General features: G+C 47.5%; 19 protein-coding genes. 6 read left to right on the forward strand and 13 right to left on the reverse strand.

Going from position 1 to position 20,632, the window contains the following annotated elements:
* Positions 1-13: 13 nt before the first annotated feature.
* The 13 genes from FN808_RS11565 to FN808_RS11625 all read right to left on the reverse strand — a co-directional run bounded on the left by FN808_RS11565 (position 14) and on the right by FN808_RS11625 (position 14,237).
* Positions 14-565 carry a NifU family protein gene (locus FN808_RS11565; protein ID WP_142714750.1) on the reverse strand — a complete coding sequence of 184 codons (552 nt, stop codon included), beginning with the start codon at positions 563-565 and terminating at the stop codon, positions 14-16.
* Between the two features lie 105 nt (positions 566-670).
* The gene (locus FN808_RS11570) at positions 671-1,918 is read right to left on the reverse strand and encodes a cysteine desulfurase (RefSeq protein ID WP_142714751.1); all 1,248 of its coding nucleotides are present in this window, start codon (positions 1,916-1,918) and stop codon (positions 671-673) included.
* A 4-nt stretch (positions 1,919-1,922) separates the two neighbouring features.
* Positions 1,923-3,257 (reverse strand): Fe-S cluster assembly protein SufD, encoded by a 1,335-nt coding sequence (gene sufD / locus FN808_RS11575; RefSeq protein WP_142714752.1) that lies wholly within the window; start codon positions 3,255-3,257, stop codon positions 1,923-1,925.
* A gap of 4 nt (positions 3,258-3,261) precedes the next feature.
* A complete protein-coding gene (gene sufC / locus FN808_RS11580) occupies positions 3,262-4,044 on the reverse strand; it encodes a Fe-S cluster assembly ATPase SufC (RefSeq protein WP_142714753.1) in 783 nt (260 codons plus the stop codon).
* 57 nt (positions 4,045-4,101) lie between these two features.
* Positions 4,102-5,550, reverse strand: coding sequence for a Fe-S cluster assembly protein SufB (sufB, locus tag FN808_RS11585; RefSeq protein WP_142714754.1), 1,449 nt, complete (start codon positions 5,548-5,550; stop codon positions 4,102-4,104).
* 394 nt (positions 5,551-5,944) lie between these two features.
* On the reverse strand, positions 5,945-6,802 hold the full coding sequence (locus FN808_RS11590) for a hypothetical protein (RefSeq protein ID WP_142714755.1): 858 nt from the start codon (positions 6,800-6,802) through the stop codon (positions 5,945-5,947).
* A 3-nt stretch (positions 6,803-6,805) separates the two neighbouring features.
* Positions 6,806-8,512 carry a caspase family protein gene (locus tag FN808_RS11595; protein WP_142714756.1) on the reverse strand — a complete coding sequence of 569 codons (1,707 nt, stop codon included), beginning with the start codon at positions 8,510-8,512 and terminating at the stop codon, positions 6,806-6,808.
* Positions 8,513-8,551: 39 nt separating this feature from the next.
* Positions 8,552-9,784 (reverse strand): BamA/TamA family outer membrane protein, encoded by a 1,233-nt coding sequence (locus FN808_RS11600; protein WP_142714757.1) that lies wholly within the window; start codon positions 9,782-9,784, stop codon positions 8,552-8,554.
* Positions 9,766-10,218: an NUDIX domain-containing protein gene (locus FN808_RS11605; RefSeq protein ID WP_142714758.1), complete on the reverse strand. Its 453-nt coding sequence runs from the start codon at positions 10,216-10,218 to the stop codon at positions 9,766-9,768. The genes FN808_RS11600 and FN808_RS11605 overlap by 19 nt, the downstream gene beginning before the upstream one ends.
* Before the next feature lie 7 nt (positions 10,219-10,225).
* The gene (locus tag FN808_RS11610; RefSeq protein WP_142714759.1) at positions 10,226-11,188 is read right to left on the reverse strand and encodes a UDP-glucuronic acid decarboxylase family protein; all 963 of its coding nucleotides are present in this window, start codon (positions 11,186-11,188) and stop codon (positions 10,226-10,228) included.
* Positions 11,189-11,202: 14 nt separating this feature from the next.
* The gene (locus FN808_RS11615; RefSeq protein WP_142714760.1) at positions 11,203-12,564 is read right to left on the reverse strand and encodes a UDP-glucose dehydrogenase family protein; all 1,362 of its coding nucleotides are present in this window, start codon (positions 12,562-12,564) and stop codon (positions 11,203-11,205) included.
* Positions 12,565-12,567: 3 nt separating this feature from the next.
* On the reverse strand, positions 12,568-13,038 hold the full coding sequence (gene greA, locus FN808_RS11620) for a transcription elongation factor GreA (RefSeq protein WP_142714761.1): 471 nt from the start codon (positions 13,036-13,038) through the stop codon (positions 12,568-12,570).
* A 392-nt stretch (positions 13,039-13,430) separates the two neighbouring features.
* On the reverse strand, positions 13,431-14,237 hold the full coding sequence (locus FN808_RS11625) for a LuxR C-terminal-related transcriptional regulator (RefSeq protein ID WP_185958368.1): 807 nt from the start codon (positions 14,235-14,237) through the stop codon (positions 13,431-13,433).
* 161 nt (positions 14,238-14,398) lie between these two features.
* Here FN808_RS11625 and FN808_RS11630 point away from each other — a divergent pair, with 161 nt between their 5' ends.
* The 6 genes from FN808_RS11630 to FN808_RS11655 all read left to right on the forward strand — a co-directional run bounded on the left by FN808_RS11630 (position 14,399) and on the right by FN808_RS11655 (position 20,629).
* Entirely contained in the window at positions 14,399-15,253 is an 855-nt protein-coding gene (locus FN808_RS11630) for a helix-turn-helix domain-containing protein (RefSeq protein ID WP_142714763.1), read from the forward strand.
* A gap of 183 nt (positions 15,254-15,436) precedes the next feature.
* Complete coding sequence (locus tag FN808_RS11635; protein ID WP_142714764.1) at positions 15,437-16,945, forward strand: amidohydrolase family protein; 1,509 nt, start codon at positions 15,437-15,439, stop codon at positions 16,943-16,945.
* Between the two features lie 31 nt (positions 16,946-16,976).
* Positions 16,977-19,121 (forward strand): M3 family metallopeptidase, encoded by a 2,145-nt coding sequence (locus FN808_RS11640; protein WP_142714765.1) that lies wholly within the window; start codon positions 16,977-16,979, stop codon positions 19,119-19,121.
* Between the two features lie 4 nt (positions 19,122-19,125).
* Positions 19,126-19,326 (forward strand): hypothetical protein, encoded by a 201-nt coding sequence (locus tag FN808_RS11645; protein WP_142714766.1) that lies wholly within the window; start codon positions 19,126-19,128, stop codon positions 19,324-19,326.
* Positions 19,327-19,678: 352 nt separating this feature from the next.
* The gene (locus FN808_RS11650; protein WP_142714767.1) at positions 19,679-19,837 is read left to right on the forward strand and encodes a YqaE/Pmp3 family membrane protein; all 159 of its coding nucleotides are present in this window, start codon (positions 19,679-19,681) and stop codon (positions 19,835-19,837) included.
* A gap of 264 nt (positions 19,838-20,101) precedes the next feature.
* Entirely contained in the window at positions 20,102-20,629 is a 528-nt protein-coding gene (locus tag FN808_RS11655; RefSeq protein WP_142714768.1) for a TrmH family RNA methyltransferase, read from the forward strand.
* Positions 20,630-20,632: the final 3 nt, after the last annotated feature.

Consider the following 20,632-nt stretch of genomic DNA (forward strand, 5'->3'; position numbering starts at 1 on the left):
CTTCCGTCTCTATTTACACAGAAACAACTTGAATTTCAGGATCCACCCGTTTAACCATACTTTCGATGGCATACAGGGTGCCGCTGGTTGCGGTCGGACAGGTCCCACAGGCGCCCTGGTAGTGCACCTTCAACCGGTTGCCATCAAGGCCCAGAACCTTGAGTCCCCCTCCATCGGCCAATAAATACGGCCGCACCTGTTCGTCCAGCATCTTGTTAATTTCTATCAGCCGGGGATCATCGCTATCCTGCACCTCCTTGGTCGCGTGGACTTCATCGTCTTCCACGGCGTCTGTCTGCGCTTTGGCCTCTCGAATAGGCGGTGCCAGTTTTCTCAGCAGCTCCGACCATACGGCTTCCCCATCCTGGGTAACCGTTACATATTTATCAACATAGTACACATTGATAACATGATCGATGGCAAAAAGTGCAGAAGCCAGTTCATCATCTTCAGCCTGGCTACTGTTCTCATAAGATTTTGTTACACCGTTAGTTAGGGCTTCCCCCAATACAAATCGCATGGCATCGGGGTTGGGCGTACGTTCGATTTCTTTAATCTTTGGCATAGCTTTTGGCGTTAAATTGGAGCAGTAGTTACTTGTTTAGAATTAATATAAATAAAATATCATTCCCAATGAAACCTGATTATTTTGGTGGCAGTGCTTCCTGCGTTAAAAAAACGTCTTCGCCTCTTTTATCCCTTTCACCAGCCGGTCGATATCCTCCCGGTTATTGTAGAATGCAAGTGAAACACGGGCCGTACCGGCAATGTCAAATCGTCGCATGGCCGGCTGAGCACAATGGTGTCCGGTACGAATAGCAATACCCTGCTGATCCAGAATGGTACCTATGTCGGTAGCATGAATATCATCGAACACAAAAGAGATTACCGATGCCTTTTGCCGGGCCGTACCAACAATACGTAACCCATCAATATCGAGCAGCTGTTGCGTGGCGTAATCCAGGAGCTCTTGTTCGCGCTGCGCAATCACATCCATGCCAATATTAGACAGGTAGTCGACGGCGGTTCCGAGCCCAACTCCAGCCGCGATAGGCGGAGTCCCGGCCTCGAATTTATGGGGAAGGACATTGAAAGTAGTTCCTTCAAAGGAGACCTTGTCAATCATGTCACCGCCTGACCGGTAGGGTGGCATGGCATCGAGGTACCGTTCTTTTCCATATAAGATGCCAAAACCGGTGGGTCCGCACATCTTATGGGAAGAAAAGGCATAAAAATCGGCATCAAGCGCCTGCACATCCACCTGCCCGTGAGGTACGGCCTGTGCTCCGTCAACGAGGACCGGAATGTCCCGCTCATGGGCTTTGGCTATAATTTCCCTGACGGGGTGTATAGTACCCAGCGCATTGGAAACATGGCCAATAGCTACAATAGCTGTGCGTTTATTTAGCAGCTTCTCATACGCTTCCAGATCAAGGTCTCCGTCATCATTAACCGGTACAACCTGTACGCTTGCCCCATGCTTTTGCGCTGCAATTTGCCAGGGTACGATGTTGGCATGATGTTCGATCTCTGAAACGACGATTTCATCGCCTTCATCAATATACTGCTCGCCGAAACTATAGGCCACCAGGTTTATACTATCGGTCGTCCCGGACGTATAAATGATTTCATGTTCATGCTCCGCATTGATGAATGCCTGTACCTTTCTGCGCGTTTCCTCATAGGAATCTGTCGCTTTCTGGCTCAGGTGATGGATGCCCCGGTGTACATTGGCATGTTCATGGCGGTGATAATGATCAATACGGTTGGCCACAACAGCAGGCATCTGGCTGGAGGCTGCATTATCCAGGTATACCAACGGTTTACCCTTGACCTTTTCCTGCAGGACTGGAAAGTCAGACCGGATTTGATCAAAGTCTGTTGCCTCTGTTGATATAGCAGGTGCAGCCTTGGCCATGATGTCAGGTCGTAAGTTGTGAGTCTAATTGACGTTCGGTGTATTTGTGGACTTCATCCACCAGCAGCTTCTGAACTGAATCCACCGCAATGTTTTCAATGGTTTCCAGGGCGAACGCATAAATAAGCAGCTCTCTTGCCTGCTGGTCATTCAGTCCCCGGCTTTTGAGATAAAAAACCTCATCTTCCTCGAGCTGCCCCACCGTTGCACCGTGTGTACAGACTACATCGTCAGCAAAAATCTCAAGCTGGGGCTTGGTATTCACCAGCCCTTTGCGGGAAAGCAGAAGGTTTCTGTTTTCCTGGAAAGAGTCAATCTTCTGGGCATCCTTGCGGACAAAAATCTTGCCGTTGAATACCGAGTGGGCCTTCCCGTTAATCACGCATTTATGAAGCTGGTGGCTTTCGGCATGCGAGAAGCGGTGATCCATCACAGAGTGGGTATCAGATACCTGGTCGCCATCGATCAGGACCAGCCCGTCCACCGTAAATTCCACTTCTTCATCCCGCTGTGAAATCCGCGGCTCGTTGCGGGAAAGCTTGGCGCCGAGCGTAATGGTATACGATTCATAGTTGGCGTGCTTAGCCACAAAAGCTCCTGTACGGGCAACATGAATGGCTTCCTTGCTTTCGCGCTGGATCTTGGTATGCTTTACAAACGCTTTTTCCTCAAGGTTGACCTCAAATACGGGGAGGTTAAAGTACTTGTTGTTGCCAAGGCCAATATAGTCTTCAACAATGGTGATTTCTGAATTGGCATCGGCCAAAACCAGGCTTCGCGAGGTGGCAAAGTAATTCACCTCGGCATCGGTCTGTACAAACAACAGATGGACCGGGGTATCCACTTTAAGGCCCTCGGGCACATGAATGAAAACACCATCTGACAGGAATGCGGCATTAAATGAAGAAAAGACATCGCCCTCAAAATTGCCGTATTTTCCCAGATGTTCTTTTACCAGAGGATGGTCCTCAGAAGCAAAATCAGCCAGATTGCCAATCTCCACCTCCTCCGGCAACGCCTCGGTGGAAGAATGTTTTTCCGAAAATGAGCCGTTTACAAAAACCATGCGGGCGCCTTCACTCTCCGGCAGATAGTGCTCACTGATATCCGGAAGAGAGACTTCCATGCCGTCCGCCAGCTGGTAATTGTCGGAATACAGGTCCCGCAGACTGATGAATCGCCAGTCCTCATCCTTGCGATGTGGAAAAGGGGTATTCCGAACCTCATCAGCCGCCTTCAGGCGTACCTCGTCTAAAAATTGCGATTTTCCGTTCAATGATCCCTGAAAATCAAGGAGATCCTGCAAAAAAGTTTGTTTTGTCTGCTTCAATTTTGTCATTTGCTTAGTTCTGTTCACCATTTACAGATACTGCTACTTCTTCGTGCAACCAGTCGTACCCCTGCTCTTCAAGTTTGAGCGCAAGGTCTTTCTCGCCTGACTTGGCAATCTTGCCGTCAATCATCACATGGACAAAGTCCGGCTGCACATAATCGAGAATCCGCTGGTAGTGCGTCACCATTACAACAGATTTCTCCTCATCTGCAATCTGGTTGATGCCGTTGGCCACAATCTTAAGGGCATCGATATCAAGTCCTGAATCGGTTTCATCCAGAAATGAAAGTTTCGGATTCAATACGGCCATCTGAAAAATTTCATTGCGCTTTTTTTCACCTCCGCTGAAACCGGCATTGACGCTGCGCTCCAGAAATTCTGGCTTCATGTCAACCAGTTGAAGTTTTTCATGAGCATAATCTTCAAACTCAAGGGGATCCAGCTCTTCGCGGCCCTGCTCTTTGGCAATGGTATTGAGAGCCTGACGAAGCAGATTCTTATTGGTTACGCCCGGTACTTCAACAGGGTACTGGAACGCTAGGAAAATACCCTTGTGAGCTCTTTCATCGGGGTCCAGTTCAAGAATGCTCTCCCCCTCGAAAAGGATGTCCCCCTGGGTAACCTCATATGCTTCATGGCCGGCTACCACTTTGGACAGCGTGCTCTTTCCGCTTCCATTGGGACCCATAATGGCATGGATCTCGCCTTTTCCAATCGTAAGGTTAACTCCTTTAAGGATCTTTTCTGAAGGATCCTCTGCTACGCAAACATGTAAGTCTTTAATTTCTAACACGTTAATCTATTCCTCTAAAATTTATTTGATAGTTTAAAATGGTTTGACGCTGACTCGTTATCCTACACTGCCTTCCAGCTTGATGCCCAGAAGCTTATCGGCCTCAACAGCAAACTCCATGGGCAGCTCTTTCAACACTTCTTTACAGAAACCATTGACGATCAGCGAGATAGCGTCATCTTCATCCATGCCCCGCTGCTGCAGGTAAAAGATCTGATCTTCGCCCACACGGCTGGTACTGGCTTCATGCTCAACCTTAGCTGTAGGATTGGCTGATTCGATATACGGAAATGTATGGGCTCCACAGGTTTGACCAATTAGCATGGAGTCGCATACAGAGTAATTCTGGGCGTTGTCGGCCCGGGGACTTATTTTCACCTGTCCACGGTAACTGTTGTTCGATTCGCCGGCAGAAATACCTTTTGAAATGATGGTGCTCTTGGTGTTCTTGCCAACGTGGATCATTTTAGTACCCGTATCGGCCTGTTGCCTGTTATTGGTAACGGCCACGGAGAAAAACTCTCCTATGGAATTATCTCCCTGCATGATGACACTCGGATACTTCCAGGTTATGGCCGAGCCGGTTTCAACCTGGGTCCAGGAGATCTTGGAATTGTCCCCGCGGCAATGGCCACGCTTGGTGACAAAGTTGAAAATACCACCCTTGCCCTTTTCATCACCGGAATACCAGTTCTGAATGGTCGAGTATTTGATTTCAGCATTTTCCAGTGCTACAAGCTCAACCACAGCAGCGTGGAGCTGATTTTCCTGGTACATGGGAGCAGTACAGCCTTCAAGATAGCTCACATGGCTGTTGTCCTCACAAATAATCAGGGTACGTTCGAACTGCCCCGACTGCATATTGTTAATTCGGAAATAGGTGGAAAGCTCCATGGGGCATACCGTATCTTCGGGCACATACACAAACGAACCATCAGAAAATACGGCCGAGTTCAGTGCCGCGTAGAAGTTGTCTCCCTTCGGCACCACCGAACCCAAATATTCCTTAACCAGCTCCGGGTGATCCTGAATTGCCTCCGAAATGGAGCAAAATATTACGCCCGCTTCGGCAAGTTTCTCCTTGAAGGTCGTAAAAATTGATTCACTGTCGAATACTGCATCTACGGCAATACCCTGCAACTGCTTTTGCTCTTGGAGCGGAATCCCCAGCTTTTCATAGGTTTCAATAATTTCGGGATCTACATCATCAAGGCTTTCAGGCTTTTTACCATTGTTTTTCTTGGTCGCCGAATAGTACTGCACCTTGTCAAAATCAGGGGTCTGATACTCTACGTTGGGCCATTCGGGCTCTTCCATCTGCTTCCATTTTTCATACGCTTCCAAACGGAATTCGGTCACCCATTCCGGCTCATTTTTCCGGCGGGAAATCTCACGGATAATATCCTCGTTGATACCCGTGGGAAAATCTTCATATTCAACATCCGTGGTAAAGCCATACTTGTACTCACCACCGACCATCGATTCAAGTGCTTCAGTTTCACTCATAACTTGACTTCAATTATTTTTAGGGTGCTAAACTCGTTAATTACAAAAAAGGTAAATATGTTGTTCCTATATTAACTTAGACCAAGTCTAAAAACCGGTCTGCTCTCCCTGTCCGCATGGTTTGATTATAAGGGGATCACAGAGAACTCATAATATAAACAAACTTACAAGCAAGGTAAACTCTATTAATGGCTCAATACATATTTTACGGCTTATTTCTGTTTTAGAATATCCTCATTAAAAGGAAAGCATGCCAATTGAAAAGGATTATGTGCGATATAAGCACACACTATCAAAGGTATTATCACCTCTGTTTCTAATGACCATTCCATCCCTCCTGCCTTTAAACGCTATGCTCAGACTATGAGCCTGGCTTTTAAAGGGGTTCGAGCGGTCAAATCAAGATCCATATTGCCACTAGTGCAACGCAGATACCGGACCATTGTTTTACAGAAACTCGGTCATTCCACAAAAAAAGGCCCAGGAAAGTACCACCTAATACGTTGATCACATTAACCACCGGGAAAGCGATGGCACCGGCCATTCCATCCAGGGCATACATCAGGAATACGGCTGAATAGAGGTTCGGGAGACCGATGAGCATCCCCATTTTTACCTCGTCCCTGCTTACCAGTGTCCCCTTCCTCATCAATACAACCACCAGTCCGATAATAAACGCACACAGAAAAACCCAGGCCATAAATATCGTTTCACTAAAAACGGTGCTTAACTCTTCGTTATAAATTTTCAGCGAGGAATCTGCCAGTCCGGTGAGTATGAAGACAGTTGGGAGAAGCCATGAAGCATAAAAGTTTCCAATTCTTATGGTTTTAGTATGTGGCACAAGAAGAAAAAGAGCCCCGAACACCAGGACGACGCCCGATATTTTTGTCCCGCTCATCGTCTCATCGTAGACCATGATCGAAAGTAGTACGGGAATCAGCAGCGACAAGCGCATGGCAGCAATGGTAACTCCTATGCCATTGGCATGGACAGACTTACTGTAGGCAATAAAATTGGAAATGAAAAATAATCCGATAATCCCACAAAAAAAGAGTACATATTGGTCCGGCAGCCAGTTTATCGGTCCATTGCTCTCACTAAAACCAACCAGGAAGGCAAAAACGGAAGCACTGGCGTAATTAACAGTCAGGGTATTCAGCGTTCGCAATCCTTCCGCTTCGCTGCGCTTCAGGAGGTGAGCTACACCCAGCGAGCAGGCTGAACTTAAAAGCAGGTAAAGCAAGACCATATGCTAGGGGGCTGTGAACGAAAGCGATCGATCGCCCAAAATCAACGGCTGCTGGGGACGATCGTGCAATCTTCGGGCGGTATAGGAAATATTGCGCTGTAACAGATCATTGATCCGGCTAATCGAAGTGCGCTGCTGCTGCAGGGCCCGTGCCACAAAATAGGGAAAAATATGATGTTTCTTATCCTCTCCTCCCGATGAACGGTACAGGTATGATGGCTGGCCGGGCTGATTACCCACCAGCAATACAGAACCTGGCCGCTGGGTCAGGATGGATGCATGATCTTTCAAGAGCTTGGTCTGCTCGCTTTCCGACAGTTTACGGGGTATCGAACTACTGAAGTCAACGTCTGCTGCAATAATCTTTTTGGAGGCAGGCAGGGCAGCCAAACGGCTGAAAATGGATCGCAGAGAAATATCACTGGCGGATTTCTCACCCACCGGCGTAACGTTTTTCAGTGTTAGTTCATGATCATTTTGCAATTCACCATATCCTCCAATATACATAAAAAGCTCCGTACTGTCGTTGACCTCGGAAGCCATCTGATCTATTTGCCGATAGATTTCATCCGGGTTTTGAATATCTGTAAGGTGATGAATATGCTCAGCCGAATATCCAAGGGCTTCCACGAGATATTCCGCCATCAATCTCCCGTCCCTATGGGTATTTTGCCGTTCAGCCAGAGGGTCAAGGTAATTTTCATTGGTAATAATGAGCGCCCTAGCATTGGGTGTTTTATCTCTTAAAACCGGGATATTGCTTTCCACATCGATATTACCAAAAGGGACCCGGGGGACTGCCACCACCCTGTCATCCACAGAAAGGTTGGTAGACCGCCAGCTCAGCTGGGCATCCTTGCTCTGTATGTAATTTTGAGAGATGCCATACCAAACACGGTACCACTGATCATTAACGAGCGTATCAACTCTGATTTGACTGCCACGGGTCAAGTCGGCCAGGACATTATCGGGATCGACAACGGGCTCATTCCGTAACTCCGTAAGATCGGTGGTGATCCGGGCATAGGGCTCCAGGATAGATTCCACCGGATAGCGGTAATGATACATGGAGTCCTGGAATGAGACCCTGATATCAAAGGAACCGGGATCACGATCGGTCAGCTGTAGATCGTTAAACCCCTGAGCGAGAGGTATTTGAAGCTGTCCATCCGGTATCTGGTCGAGGTTTTCTTCAAAAACAGTGCGTTCACCATACGTTACCAGTACCGTGGCTGGCGAGGATTCATCTTCCTTTATATTGATGGTGTCCGTTTCAACTACCGTGCCAGAAGGATTAAGGTATCGCTCTTCTCCTACCGGTCGAGGTTCTCCAACAGGCTTTAGATTCAAAAAACCCGAGGCGGCCAAAAGTGCTCCTACCGCATTCAGGGTCAAAGACTGTCCTGACCCACCACCGGAATTGGCTGCGTAGAATGCCGCCGCTGCTCCTGCCAGTCCAAGAGCTACAAAGCCCGGTCGCAAGCGATAGTCCTGGATGCTTCGCTGAACCAGCATCTTCTGAGTGTACTTGTAGGTAGTATGAGATTTTACATTAAGCCGCAGTATGGGATCGTCGGGGCTCAGCGAATTTGCCACCGATAAAAACTTCTGTTGTTCCAGTACTTCATAATCGGATCGATCGATTGCCTGCCGGTCTTTAACCACCCACCTGCCGCTGGTACAGGATGACAGCAGGACCAGCATAATCATATAAAATCCTATGTAGGTCGATTGTTTCACAGTATAGTATTAAAGAGAAATTATCGCCCCAATACCTATGACATGGCGAAATTTAACGTGTTCCTCGAGACCAGGATGAGAAATCCAGAGCGGGAGGTCATAGCGAATGATCAACCCGCGCGACTTCCCCAGGTAATCGGGAACATTGATGGATAGCAAAAAACCTGGTCCGGCATCTGCCAATATACGAGATTCCTCCACAGATGTCAGTCCCGTGGAAGTACCACTGTCAAAAAACAGATAGGAGCGAAAATCGATGAATTCACCCACGACGGGGATATTTGTTACGGCCCGTCCCAGAGGATTTGGGTAATCTAGTTCCATATTCAGTGCGGAGAGGGAAGTATACAGGGGAGCTGCACCGTTGTTTAACTGTTGAATATCCTGGTGCAGGTATCCGCGCAGGCTGGCTCCTCCCGTCACCTGGATGTTTCCGGACTGCATCCATGCCGGCGGGATGGTTCCCCGCGCCCGCGTCAGCCCACTGTCCATCCAGCGACGTGCCGACCGCAAGCTGTGCGAAAAACGGTATTCCGGGGGTGTTTCATCGGATGCCAGTCCAGAATAGAGCCGTCCCCTGAACATAAGTGCGTTTGAGAGGGGAATCCGTTGTTCAAATGAGACCTCAGTACGTATAAATTCCGGGCCAGGCCCCATGATGCTGGCAGCTGCGGACCATGCAAAGACATACCGTCCGGCCCCGTTTTCTCGGGTCCTCAATAGATTGGCTGAAAACGGGTAGAGCCATTCATCCTGCCACAGCTGACGGTAGAGCAAATAGCTGTCCTCGAAACGATGTTCCGTCCTCATGCCTAAGGCAAGCTCCGTATAATGGGTTTCGTCGAAACCCGCCTGCCAGCGTTTCTTAAAGGTAAGTCCGTGCGATTGAAATCCCGTTCGGTAAGAAGTTTCCAGATGTACGTTTGCCTCACTTCCGAAGTCCGACAAGGAAGGAATCGGTTCGGTAAGGGAGAAATAGTAGGAAACCGGGTGATCCGGGAATTTTGTTCCCAGCCATACCCCAGTACTCATTCGGTGCGGCCCGTCGCCAAACGTTCCCGGTGTTTCCCCCCTCAGGCGGAGCCCCACCCGTAGCCCGTCAACACTGTTGTACCAAACATCCGGAGCAGGTAAAATCTGATAGCCTTTTCCCGATTGCGCCACAGACGGTGACGCCTCTGCCAGAAGAAGGGCGACTATTGCAATACATAGCTGCGGGTAGCTTATTTTTTTAAAATCCACTCGTCTAACAGTTGGTTTTGGGTTAGGATCCTAATCAGAAGATGCATAAGCCGTTGCTGTTCCGGCCATTGAATATGCTCGGATATCTGCTCGTCTGATATCCATTTGTGATCAACATGCTCGTGATTAAGAGTGATGCTTTCTTCAGGATCGACCTCCGCTGCAAAAACGGGAATGTGCCTGATACAATCGCTGCTTGCTTCGTAAAAATGATTAACAGAAGGAAGGGTCCAAAACAGTTTTGGGACATATCCCGTTTCTTCCCTCAGCTCTCGAAGTCCTGCCGTATAGGCTTTTTCACCTTGTCGTACTTTACCGCCTATCATTCGCCACTGGTCCGAATAAATGACATGGGGCGCTCTTTTCAATACAAGGAGCTCAACCTCCCCTTTTCTGAAGCAATAGGCATACACATCTACGAGGCGTCGCTCCATGGAAGGGTCAGGACTGGCTGAGGACTTTCTGCTTGAAGTAGTTCAGGGTTTTCGTGAGCCCTTCTTTCCGGTCAAAAACAGGTTCCCAGTTCAACACTTCCCGGGCTCGCCCAATATTGGGCTGGCGAACTTTTGGGTCGTCCTTGGGCAGCTCCTCGAATGTAATTTCACTGTCGGAGCCGGTTAGTTCTATAATTTCCCTGGCAAACTCCAGGATGGTGATTTCCTGTGGATTGCCGATATTTACAGGATCGGTGAAGTCACTTTGAGAAAGACGCCAGACGCCTTCAACAAGATCATCCACATAGGTGAACGAGCGCGTCTGGGAACCATCGCCATAGACCGTAAGCGGATTCCCATTAAGGGCTTGCCGCATAAAGGTTGGCAGGGCCCGCCCGTCGTGCAGGCGCATGCGCGAGCCATAGGTATTGAAAATACGAACGATCCGGGTGTCAACACCGTGATAGCGATGATAAGCCATCGTCATGGCCTCGGCAAATCGCTTGGCCTCATCATAGACCCCGCGGTCGCCAATGGGATTGACATTTCCCCAGTAGTCTTCAGCCTGGGGATGAATCAGCGGGTCCCCGTATACTTCACTCGTTGATGCCAGCAGGAATCGGGCATTTTTAGCTTTTGCCAGTCCCAGGGCCTTGTGGGTGCCCAGGGATCCGACTTTCAGGGTCTGGATGGGCATTTCCAGATAATCAATGGGGGAAGCCGGGGATGCAAAATGCAGGATAAGGTCCAGTGCACCGCTTACATATATAAAGTTGGTTACGTCGTGCTCAATAAAGGTAAACCTTTCATGGCCAAAAAGATGAGCAATGTTATCGCCACTTCCCGTCACAAGATTGTCCATACAGATTACCTCATACCCTTCCGAGAGGTAACGATCGCACAAGTGAGAGCCCAGAAAACCGGCTCCCCCTGTAATAAGGACGCGTTTCTTATTCGTTGATTCAGCCACAGACGCTAAATTAATTAAAGACTGTTTTCCAGTTTCTTCCGTTCAGGAACATTTATGGCCGGTCGGCCCACGCTGATATAGGTGATGCCCGCCTTGCGTGCCCGTTCCAGATCGTACAGGTTGCGGCCGTCAAAAATGATGGGCTGCTTCATCTCATCGGCAAAGTTGTCTACCGTGGGACGGCGGAATTCATTCCACTCAGTACAGATGACCAGCGCATCAATATTATCCAGGGCCGCTTTTTGATCATGAACAAAGGTCGTGTTGTCTAGCACCTTCGGGCTGGTGGCCTGCTTGAAGGTGCCGATAGCCTCCGGGTCGTAAGCCAGCAGCTTTGCTCCCCGCTCGGTCAGCTCATCAGCGATATACAGAGCCGGCGCTTCCCGGATATCGTCGGTCTCGGGCTTGAAGCTCAGTCCCCAGACGCCGAAGGTCATTCCGGAAAAATCCGTGGTCTCGTAATATTCTTCCATCTTCTTAACGATGGAAATTTTTTGGGACTCGTTCACTTTCATGACCGAATCCAGGATCTTGAAATCATAGCCATTCTGAGCGGCGGTGTAGTGGATGGCCTGTACATCTTTTGGGAAACAGCTGCCCCCGTATCCGATACCGGCAAACAAAAAGCGCTTGCCGATGCGCGAATCAGTACCAATACCCCGCCGGATATTGTCGACGTTAGCCCCGACCTTTTCGCAGATGTTGGCGATTTCATTCATAAAGGTAATTTTGGTAGCCAGCATGGCGTTTGCCGCGTATTTGGTGAGCTCTGAGCTGCGCCGGTCCATCACAATAATGGGGTTCCCCGACCGTACAAAGGGCTCATACAGGGTTGTCATGATCTCTGCCGCCCGGTCACTGTCGGTACCGATGACCACGCGCTCGGGGTACATAAAATCGTCCACGGCAGCCCCTTCCCGCAAAAATTCCGGGTTGGAAACCACATCAAAGCGTTCCCTGTCTACATTTTCGGCCACAGCTTCCTCTACCCGATCCCCGGTCCCCACCGGCACCGTGGATTTGTTGACAATAACCGTATAATCTTCAATGAGCGATCCCAGCTCTCCGGCGACCTGCATTACAGCGCTTAGATCGGCCTGCCCGTCACCACCGGGAGGAGTCGGCAGACATAAAAACACGATATCAGCATTGGAAACAGCACGGTCCATGTCAGTGGTAAAGTGAAGGCGTCCCTCACGCAGTCCCCGGGAAAAGAGCGTTTCAAGGCCCGGTTCATAGATGGGGATTTCTCCATCCCGCAGCTGATCGACCTTTTTTTTATCAATATCAACACACGTAACATCATTACCCGAATCGGCAAAGCAAGTCCCGCTGACCAGCCCCACATACCCGGTACCAATTACTGCTATATTCATATACTATCGCTCTATATTTTTGATTTCCAGTTTCAGCTTTCCCGCCGGAACCTCCACTTCAACAATTTCATCAATTTCCGATCCCAGAATAGCCTTGCCGATGGGTGATTCAACCGAAATTTTATTTTCTTTGAAATCAGCCTCGTCTTTTGAGACCAGCGTGTACTTAACTTCTTTCTCCACCTTGTGATTATAAATGGTCACCGTAGAAAGCAAATAAGCCTTGTCGGTGTTGACGTCCTCTTCATCAAGGATCCGGGCGTTGGCCAGCGCATTTTCGAGCTCGGCAATACGCTTCTCAAGCATGCCCTGGGCTTCTTTGGCTGCATCATATTCTGCATTTTCACTCAGATCTCCCTTGGCCCGGGCTTCGGCTATCTCTTCAGCTATCTCCTTGCGTCCCCTGCCTTTTAAATCTTTAAGTTCAGCTTCCAGCTTTTCAAAACCTTCACGTGATAAATAATTCTTCTCCACGGTATCTAACGTTTAATTCAAAATCTTTATTCGTACATAAAAATAAATGCCAGCTATACAGCTGACATTCCTTGGTTTCAAAGTACCTTAAAATACCATCTTTAACTCTCTGTTACCAAATCTAAATTTATATGTTCCCATCCTGACAAATCCATCAGCCGGGCATTACGAACAGCTGCCAATCCGACGGCTGATAACGAATATACAGCGTTGATACTCTTTGTTAAAGCAGCCGGCGGACACTTCCAGCATATGATACAACGTAAAGCACTCCCGGTTATTTTCACCGGCCTGACCACTGTCGACGGCCGGGGTGTCTTTTTTAGATCGCAACGGCAGAGCCGTTAACCTCAACTCTTCTCCTTGCATAACAGGACGATCTAGGACCATCGTTAAATTTCCAGGATCCCTGTCTTAAAGGCATAAGCGATGAGCTCACTGGTATTCTTGAGTCCGAATTTTTCGAGCATATTTTTCCGGTGGGTGATCACTGTAGATTCACTGATGTACAATATTTTTCCGATTTGACTGCTGGTCTTCCCTTCCGCCAACAAAGTCAGGATTTCCATTTCTCTCGGGGTAATGCTGTTGCTGGTCTTATTATTCTCAGTCGCATAGGTTTTAGAATGCTCAAGATGATATAAGCCATCAGAATCGCTGATAAATATGGAAAGTGTAATGGGGTTTCCCCTCTCCTCTTCAGCTTCTCCAACCAGCTGATAAAAAGACTGGGTAAGAAGAATTTCATCTTTTCCATTCGATTGTACAGGACTTGCCTGCTGCTCAATCCTGATCCACTTTTGTCTCGCGGTTTTCATTCGATAGCTGTAATTAATTGAAATACGGCTAATGGGATCTATTTCATGCTGATTTACATATGTGCCAAGATCCGGGAATATATTTTGGCTAATGATCTGTAAGTCTTCAGGATGAAAATATTCTTCGAGAAATGTTTGATAATCAAGCGCCATAAGTCGCTTGGCCGAGACTCCCAGTATTTGCTTGACATTCGGACTCATATAGTCAAATTTGAATGTCACATGATTGAATAGTGAATAAATGACCGACCCGCTTGATAAGAGGGAGTTTTGATGATCAATACGCTCCAAATGGGAGTGGATATCACCAGCATTCAAATGCGTTCCCGAGAAATCCCGAAGTAAATCTGCCATCTTTTGAGCAATTCTATTCTTCTTCATGGCCATTCAAAATATCATCGTTCTCCCCTTTTAGTATCTAAATAACAATTTTTCATAAATATCCCCATTTCTGGGGATATCTTTTCCGGCTAATATTGAATAACCTTGCTATAGAAGAGTAGAATATCAGGGCTTCTTTTCAATATTATGTCCGGGGATTCATGTTTATCCGTTTTCTCAAACCACATCGAGCGCTTAGAAAATATATACGTCATTATGTGAATTGTGAAATAGGAACCGACGGCAGCTGGACTCACAGCAGCATGGTACCGCCCGGTTGTGCCAAGCTTTCAATCACCTTGAACAAGGACAACATCAGGGTAAAAGAGAATAGCCGGGAAGAAACAAAATATGAACCTATTACCTTTGTCGGACAGACCACACAATACAAAAACCTGGCCTGGCGCGACAGGCTGCATCTATTCCTTGTTGTTTTTGAGCCTTTCGGCGCTTTTCCATTACTCGGCATTTCACAGGACTGCTGTCAAAACCAGTGTATTGGGTTTAGTGCCCTTGTTGGGTCGTCCGAATCCTTCCTGGAAGAACATCTTGCTGAAAAGCAGGAAACTGATGACGTTCGGGAGTGCGTGGACAGGTTTTTCCTGAAAAGAATCAAGCGTCTGACTAAAAGGGATGAGATAAAAAAACTGTCACATGCCATTGAAAAGATTAAACGATGCCATCGGAGCCGATCATCAGTCAAAGCACTATGCCGAGAGACCGGTTACTCTCTAAGTACATTCGAAAGGCACATGAAAAAGATTGTAGGCGTAAGGCCAAAAGAATTCCAGAGAATCATGCGGTTCAACTTGTGTCTTGACTACATCAGTCAACAACCAAAACCATTGAATTGGTCCCGGGTTGCCCATCGCTTCGGCTATTACGATCAGACTCATTTTATCAAAGAGTTCAAATTGTTCTACGGCAAGACCCCGGCCCAACATACTTCCGAGGATAACCACTTATTAAGTGATGTTGCTCATAGGGATAAACAGCCTATTGACGAAACCGTTTAACTTCAGGCTGTATTTCACCGTGCGATAAATACAGTCCGAATCCCTCCTCCCTTCAATTCAATTTGACGATTTTTTACTATAACCCGCCCGTAATTCTCCTGAACTTTGTCTGTAACTCCTAAGGGAACGAATAGCCGTATAACAGTCGGGATTTTATTTTGAATATTAAAACTACGGTGAGAAATGAAAACAAAAGCTCCTCTTCCAACGCTAATACTGCTTTTCATTTTACCCTGTTCATTTCATGCCCAGCCTATTGATGCCTCCTCCTCCCCTATCGTGATTTCAGATGTTATAATTGTGGATGTCGTAAAGGGGCAACTCATCCCCGATCAAACCGTAATAATTGCCGGTCAGCAGATCACTGGCCTGGGTCAGGTGGATTCTTTGTCCACACCCGGCCATGCAACCATGATTAACGCCAGAAACAAGTACCTGATCCCCGGCCTGTGGGATATGCATGTGCATCTGGATGACAAACCGGGGCTGCACTTCACCGATAAAGACAAAAAAATGACACTGGACCTCCTTGTTGTCCATGGCATTGTGGGGGTTAGGGATATGGGAGGAAATCTCCGTCAGCTTGCTGAATGGAAAAGGTGGACCGCTAATGAACAACTCATTGCCCCGCAGATCATCGCAGCAGGTCCCTATCTTGATGGAAATCCCTCTCTGCAACGCTATTACTCATATCCTCTGTCAACAGCAGAACAAGCACGTTCTTTGGTTCGAACGTTAAACAAGAATTCCAACATTGATTTCGTCAAGGTGTACAGTAACCTCAGCCGCAAAACGTACGTTGCTATAGCTGAAGAAGCCAACAAGCTGGGCATTCCTTTCGCCGGACATCTACCACCCACAATTAAACTTGAAGAGGCCATTGAGGCCGGTCAGCGAAGTTTTGAGCACGGCGATCCATTAGCCTACCGCTGTACGGAACAAGCCACTGAATATCGAAAGATAATAGAAGAGGCGAACAGCCTTGAACGGATGCATCCCAAACGTATCAGGGCATTAGATATATTTGCCGGTGCAGACAAAGAAGTAATGACCTCTTTTGATCCCAGTGCGTGTAAGAATCTTCTTGGAAAATTGGAAAATGCAGCCGTATGGTACACACCCACTCATGCCGTTTTCAAGGGAATGACACATATTACAGAGCCTCCATCAGAGGATGATCCACGCTATCAGACGTTACATCCCCAGTATAAAAATCTTTGGCAACAACGTGTTAACTCGATCCCGGACTCTATCGTACAGAAGCCGGGCTTTGGTCAAATGAACCATGATTTCTTTGAATCCCGGTTCAAAATCACCCATACACTTCATGAAGCCGGTGTTCCCCTGCTGGCGGGCACCGATATGCCCGATCTGCCCTATATTTTTCCCGGCTCAAGTTTGCATGATGAACTGGAACTCATGGTACAGGCTGGCCTCTCTCCTGCCGAAGCCCTGAGTACAGCCACCATTAATCCAGCGCAATACCTGGGACGAGAATACGAGATGGGAACAGTTGCTGTCGCCAATACCGCTGATCTGGTGCTTCTCAATGAGAATCCGCTGAAGGACATCAATAATGTGCGGGATATCCATGCCGTAGTTTTAAGAGGAAGACTGCTAAAACGGGCGGCGCTGGACTCCATGCTAAATGAGATAAAGAGCAAAGTAAAGAAATTCAAAAAACGCGAATAAGATTCCTTATATCAACTAAATCCACAGAGAGATGAAAACACAAACTTTCCTATCGTTATTAATAATTGTTTTGGGACTTTCAACGACAGCCGTTCGTTCCCAGGATAACACCAACAATACCAATCCCTTTCTACGTACGACTGCACAAACAGATGAGCAGCTAAATGCTCCATTTACAGATCATGCTAATATTAAACCAGCCAATCGATTAACCGATCCGGGGCCGGTGTGGCAGGGGCTTACCGACACCACTGCATTTAACGAACGGATAAAGGCTCATATTTATCGGGCGGACCTGAAAATTGATCGCTTAAAAAAACAGCTCAAGGGTCAGAGACTTATAGAGCCTGTTGAACATAAAGCCTTGCAGTATCTGTCTGCCGAACGAGAGCTTGAAAATGCCCGCCTGCTGGCGCGGATTGTCCTTAACGCTCATCCGGAGAAGACCTTCAGAGATGTAGCCCAACGCTGGGATAGCCGGTTGTCGAAAAAGCTCGGACAACTTAACACGGACCCTGAAGTCTATTACTACCTGGCTGAAATCGATTCCTCCGAACTCTCACCGGAACTTCGTTATATCCGAGACAAAAAACTTACGATTTTTGAACGCAATGGTGTTCTGCTTGGAAAAGAAGAAAGAGAACAGGTGGCTGAACTTAAATACAAGATTACGACCTTCGGCAATCAATTCGAGCGCAATATATTCGAGAATACTCCTACCCTGACTATCCACAGAGATTCATTATCAGGAATTTCCACGGAATGGATAGAAAGCCATCCCCAGGATGAACAAGGATTTGTTCGTATCCCCCTGACGAATCCAAATATGAATCAGTTAGCCATCTACGCCGAGCAAGAATATGCACGGCAGGCAGCGATGAAAGGTTATTATACGAAGGGTTATCCCCTGAATTTTTCTGTGCTCGACTCCCTCCGAACCGCTCGTCATACACTGGCCAGACTTCTGGGCTATGAATCCTGGGCCCATTATTCGGCAGAGCCGTTAATGACCAAATCACCTCGAAGAATCCAACAGTTTCTTTCGCAGATAGCAACCATATCGAAAGAACCTATAGAAAATGAAATAAATCAGCTGCTGCAAATAAAAAAAGAGACGGATCCAACGGCAGAAGAGATTGATTGGGTGATTAGCCGGTATCTACAAAATAAAGTAATGTCAAAAAACTATAATTTTAGTGCCTCAAAAATAAAAGAGTACCTGTCTTGTGAGCAGGTTATAGACGGGGTCTTAACGACTTCAGAAAAATTATATGATATAGAGATCCGACATGCACCCCAGCTTCCAAAATGGAGTCCAGCCGTCGAGCCTTATGAAATAGTTGATCATGGAAATCTAATAGGACGGATTTATCTCGATATGCATCCACGGAAAGGCAAGTTTGGAGGTGCAGGTAATTTTACATTACGCATGGGGAACAGTACCGTTCCCGAGACCACACTCCTGATGAATTTGCCGGGCGGCACCCCCGATGATCCCGGACTGCTTGACCCCGGGCAGGTTAGGGTAATTTTTCATGAGTTTGGACACGCCCTGCATAGAATATTTACAGGAAGCGCCCCGGCAGTGGGCAAAATGGAATGGGATTTTATAGAAGCGCCCTCCCGGTTGTTTGAGGAGTGGGCTAAGGATCCCAAAAATCTAAGCCGTTTTGCCAGACATTATGAAACCGGAGAGCCTATCCCCAATAAAATGGTGAAAGCATACAACCAGTCTGATCAATTTGGACGGGCACTACGTACTCATTATAGCCTTTGGCCGGCAGTTTTATCATTTCAGCACTTTAACAGTGCTCCGCACGAACAATCAATAAAAGAAGTGGAAGACCATACATTTGAGTCCGCCTTCCATTTTAAACGGCCGGACTGGTTTCATCCATCCAGCTTTTTGCCTCATCTTTTTTTGTATTCCTCAAACTTTTACACCTACCTGTGGTCCGACGTCATTGCCCAAGATTTGTTAACTCGATTTGACAATAAAAACCTGCTCAATCCCGATGTTGGTCATCGATATAGAAAAATCATCCTGGAACGTTCCGGCACCGCGCCTATGGAAGAACTCATCGAAGAATTTCTGGGCCGGCCGTTTAACACCGAGGCCTGGCAGGACTGGCTGAATGGCAGCCAAAAACGAACAATAACCCAAACCGAGAGATGACCTTATGAAACCATTCAATATAAAAAAGATCGCAATCCTGGCCTTTTCATGCTCGGTTATTTTTGTCTCTATCTTAATAGCACAAGCGCAGGAAGCCATCAATGGAAACGAGCCAATCAGCATCGAAACCGCGATGACGTTTCAATCGGACATTCTGGAGGAGGAATGTCGCATCTTGGTTCGGCTGCCCGAGGGTTGGTTATAAGAGCACCCGGAGTACCCGATATCCGTGCCCTATCTACCCGATGGAAAACATTTTTTCATCACCTAAGGGGAATCGTCGGTTTTTTATCAGGAGTAGACCGGGCTCCGCCGATGATCGTCGTAGGACGGGTAAAGGGATTATAAGTTTGGGTTGATATGGTATTCATCCATACGTTCATCACGGACATGGTTAGACCATGGTGTAAGGGACACTTTGCCTTCATACAGGACCTGCTCTATTACAAAACCTGCCGTGCACTTCTATCCCTAATCCAGACTCATGGTCAAAAATTTGAACTGTAAGCTGGTAACTGCTGTTGATATCGTACTAAACCCAATGAAACAAGGAAAATATGGACCTGTTGAAAATCATATTTGCCGTCATCCTGCCTCCCCTCGGCGTGTTCATGGAAGTTGGAATAAAGGGGGCCTTCTGGTTGAATATCCTGCTGACCCTGCTTGGTTATATCCCCGGTATCGTCCATGCCGTCTGGATTATCGCACGGAAGTAATCAGCCCTGACCACGCAGGTCACCTAGATGTATTTTTGCCTCTCCAATACGAGTATCAAAGCAGGGGACTTGGCACATAGCATCCATTGCCCCTTCCAACTCAGCGCACGGGGCAGGATAATTTCACGCTCCATAGCCGGACTTATTAAAAAGTGCACTATTTTACTCCTGCATCAGCAACCCAAGCGTCCCCCCGGCAGCTACCTTTCGGAACTTAAAATTCATATCTTTGACTTCATTTTTTGACCAAACAGCCTCAGAAACATGCAAAAACTCAGTACCAGGGAAATACTCCAACAAAATCTGGATCGCAGCGTGCCAGGGCAGCTGAATAAACTTAACATATGGCTTCATAATGTTCGCAGCATGCATAATGTGGGAGCCGCCTTCCGCAGTGCTGATGCCTTTGGCATCCAAAGCCTGCTGTTTTCGGGGTACACCCCCACCCCACCGAGACCGGAAATTTCCAAGACCGCCATCGGGGCCGAGAAGCATGTGGAGTGGGAATCGATAGAAGAGACGGAAACAAAAGTCAAGCAGCTCAAAGAGGCCGGATATCTGCTTGTTGGCCTCGAACAAACGACGCATAGTATCCTGCTTCCCGACTATGAAATACCATCCGACAAATCAATATGCCTCATTTTCGGGAATGAAGTGACGGGGCTCGACAAAGATTTCCTGCCCCACATCGATCAGTTCGTGGAAATTCCACAGTATGGACACAAACACTCGCTGAATGTTTCAGTAACAGTAGGCGTGGCGCTGTATGCCTTCCTGGAAAAGTATTGGTGAGGT

Source organism: Fodinibius sediminis (genome assembly GCF_900182555.1).
Taxonomy (GTDB): Bacteria; Bacteroidota; Rhodothermia; order Balneolales; family Balneolaceae; genus Fodinibius; species Fodinibius sediminis.

Coding starts and splice junctions, on each gene's coding strand:
- FN808_RS11565 (WP_142714750.1), bottom strand. CDS start 565: ATGCCAAAGATTAAAGAAATCGAACGTACGCCCAACCCCGATGCCATG.
- FN808_RS11570 (WP_142714751.1), bottom strand. CDS start 1,918: ATGGCCAAGGCTGCACCTGCTATATCAACAGAGGCAACAGACTTTGAT.
- sufD (WP_142714752.1), bottom strand. CDS start 3,257: ATGACAAAATTGAAGCAGACAAAACAAACTTTTTTGCAGGATCTCCTT.
- sufB (WP_142714754.1), bottom strand. CDS start 5,550: ATGAGTGAAACTGAAGCACTTGAATCGATGGTCGGTGGTGAGTACAAG.
- FN808_RS11590 (WP_142714755.1), bottom strand. CDS start 6,802: ATGGTCTTGCTTTACCTGCTTTTAAGTTCAGCCTGCTCGCTGGGTGTA.
- FN808_RS11595 (WP_142714756.1), bottom strand. CDS start 8,512: ATGATTATGCTGGTCCTGCTGTCATCCTGTACCAGCGGCAGGTGGGTG.
- FN808_RS11605 (WP_142714758.1), bottom strand. CDS start 10,218: ATGGAGCGACGCCTCGTAGATGTGTATGCCTATTGCTTCAGAAAAGGG.
- FN808_RS11615 (WP_142714760.1), bottom strand. CDS start 12,564: ATGAATATAGCAGTAATTGGTACCGGGTATGTGGGGCTGGTCAGCGGG.
- FN808_RS11625 (WP_185958368.1), bottom strand. CDS start 14,237: ATGAAGAAGAATAGAATTGCTCAAAAGATGGCAGATTTACTTCGGGAT.
- FN808_RS11630 (WP_142714763.1), top strand. CDS start 14,399: ATGTTTATCCGTTTTCTCAAACCACATCGAGCGCTTAGAAAATATATA.
- FN808_RS11635 (WP_142714764.1), top strand. CDS start 15,437: ATGAAAACAAAAGCTCCTCTTCCAACGCTAATACTGCTTTTCATTTTA.
- FN808_RS11640 (WP_142714765.1), top strand. CDS start 16,977: ATGAAAACACAAACTTTCCTATCGTTATTAATAATTGTTTTGGGACTT.
- FN808_RS11645 (WP_142714766.1), top strand. CDS start 19,126: ATGAAACCATTCAATATAAAAAAGATCGCAATCCTGGCCTTTTCATGC.
- FN808_RS11650 (WP_142714767.1), top strand. CDS start 19,679: ATGGACCTGTTGAAAATCATATTTGCCGTCATCCTGCCTCCCCTCGGC.
- FN808_RS11655 (WP_142714768.1), top strand. CDS start 20,102: ATGCAAAAACTCAGTACCAGGGAAATACTCCAACAAAATCTGGATCGC.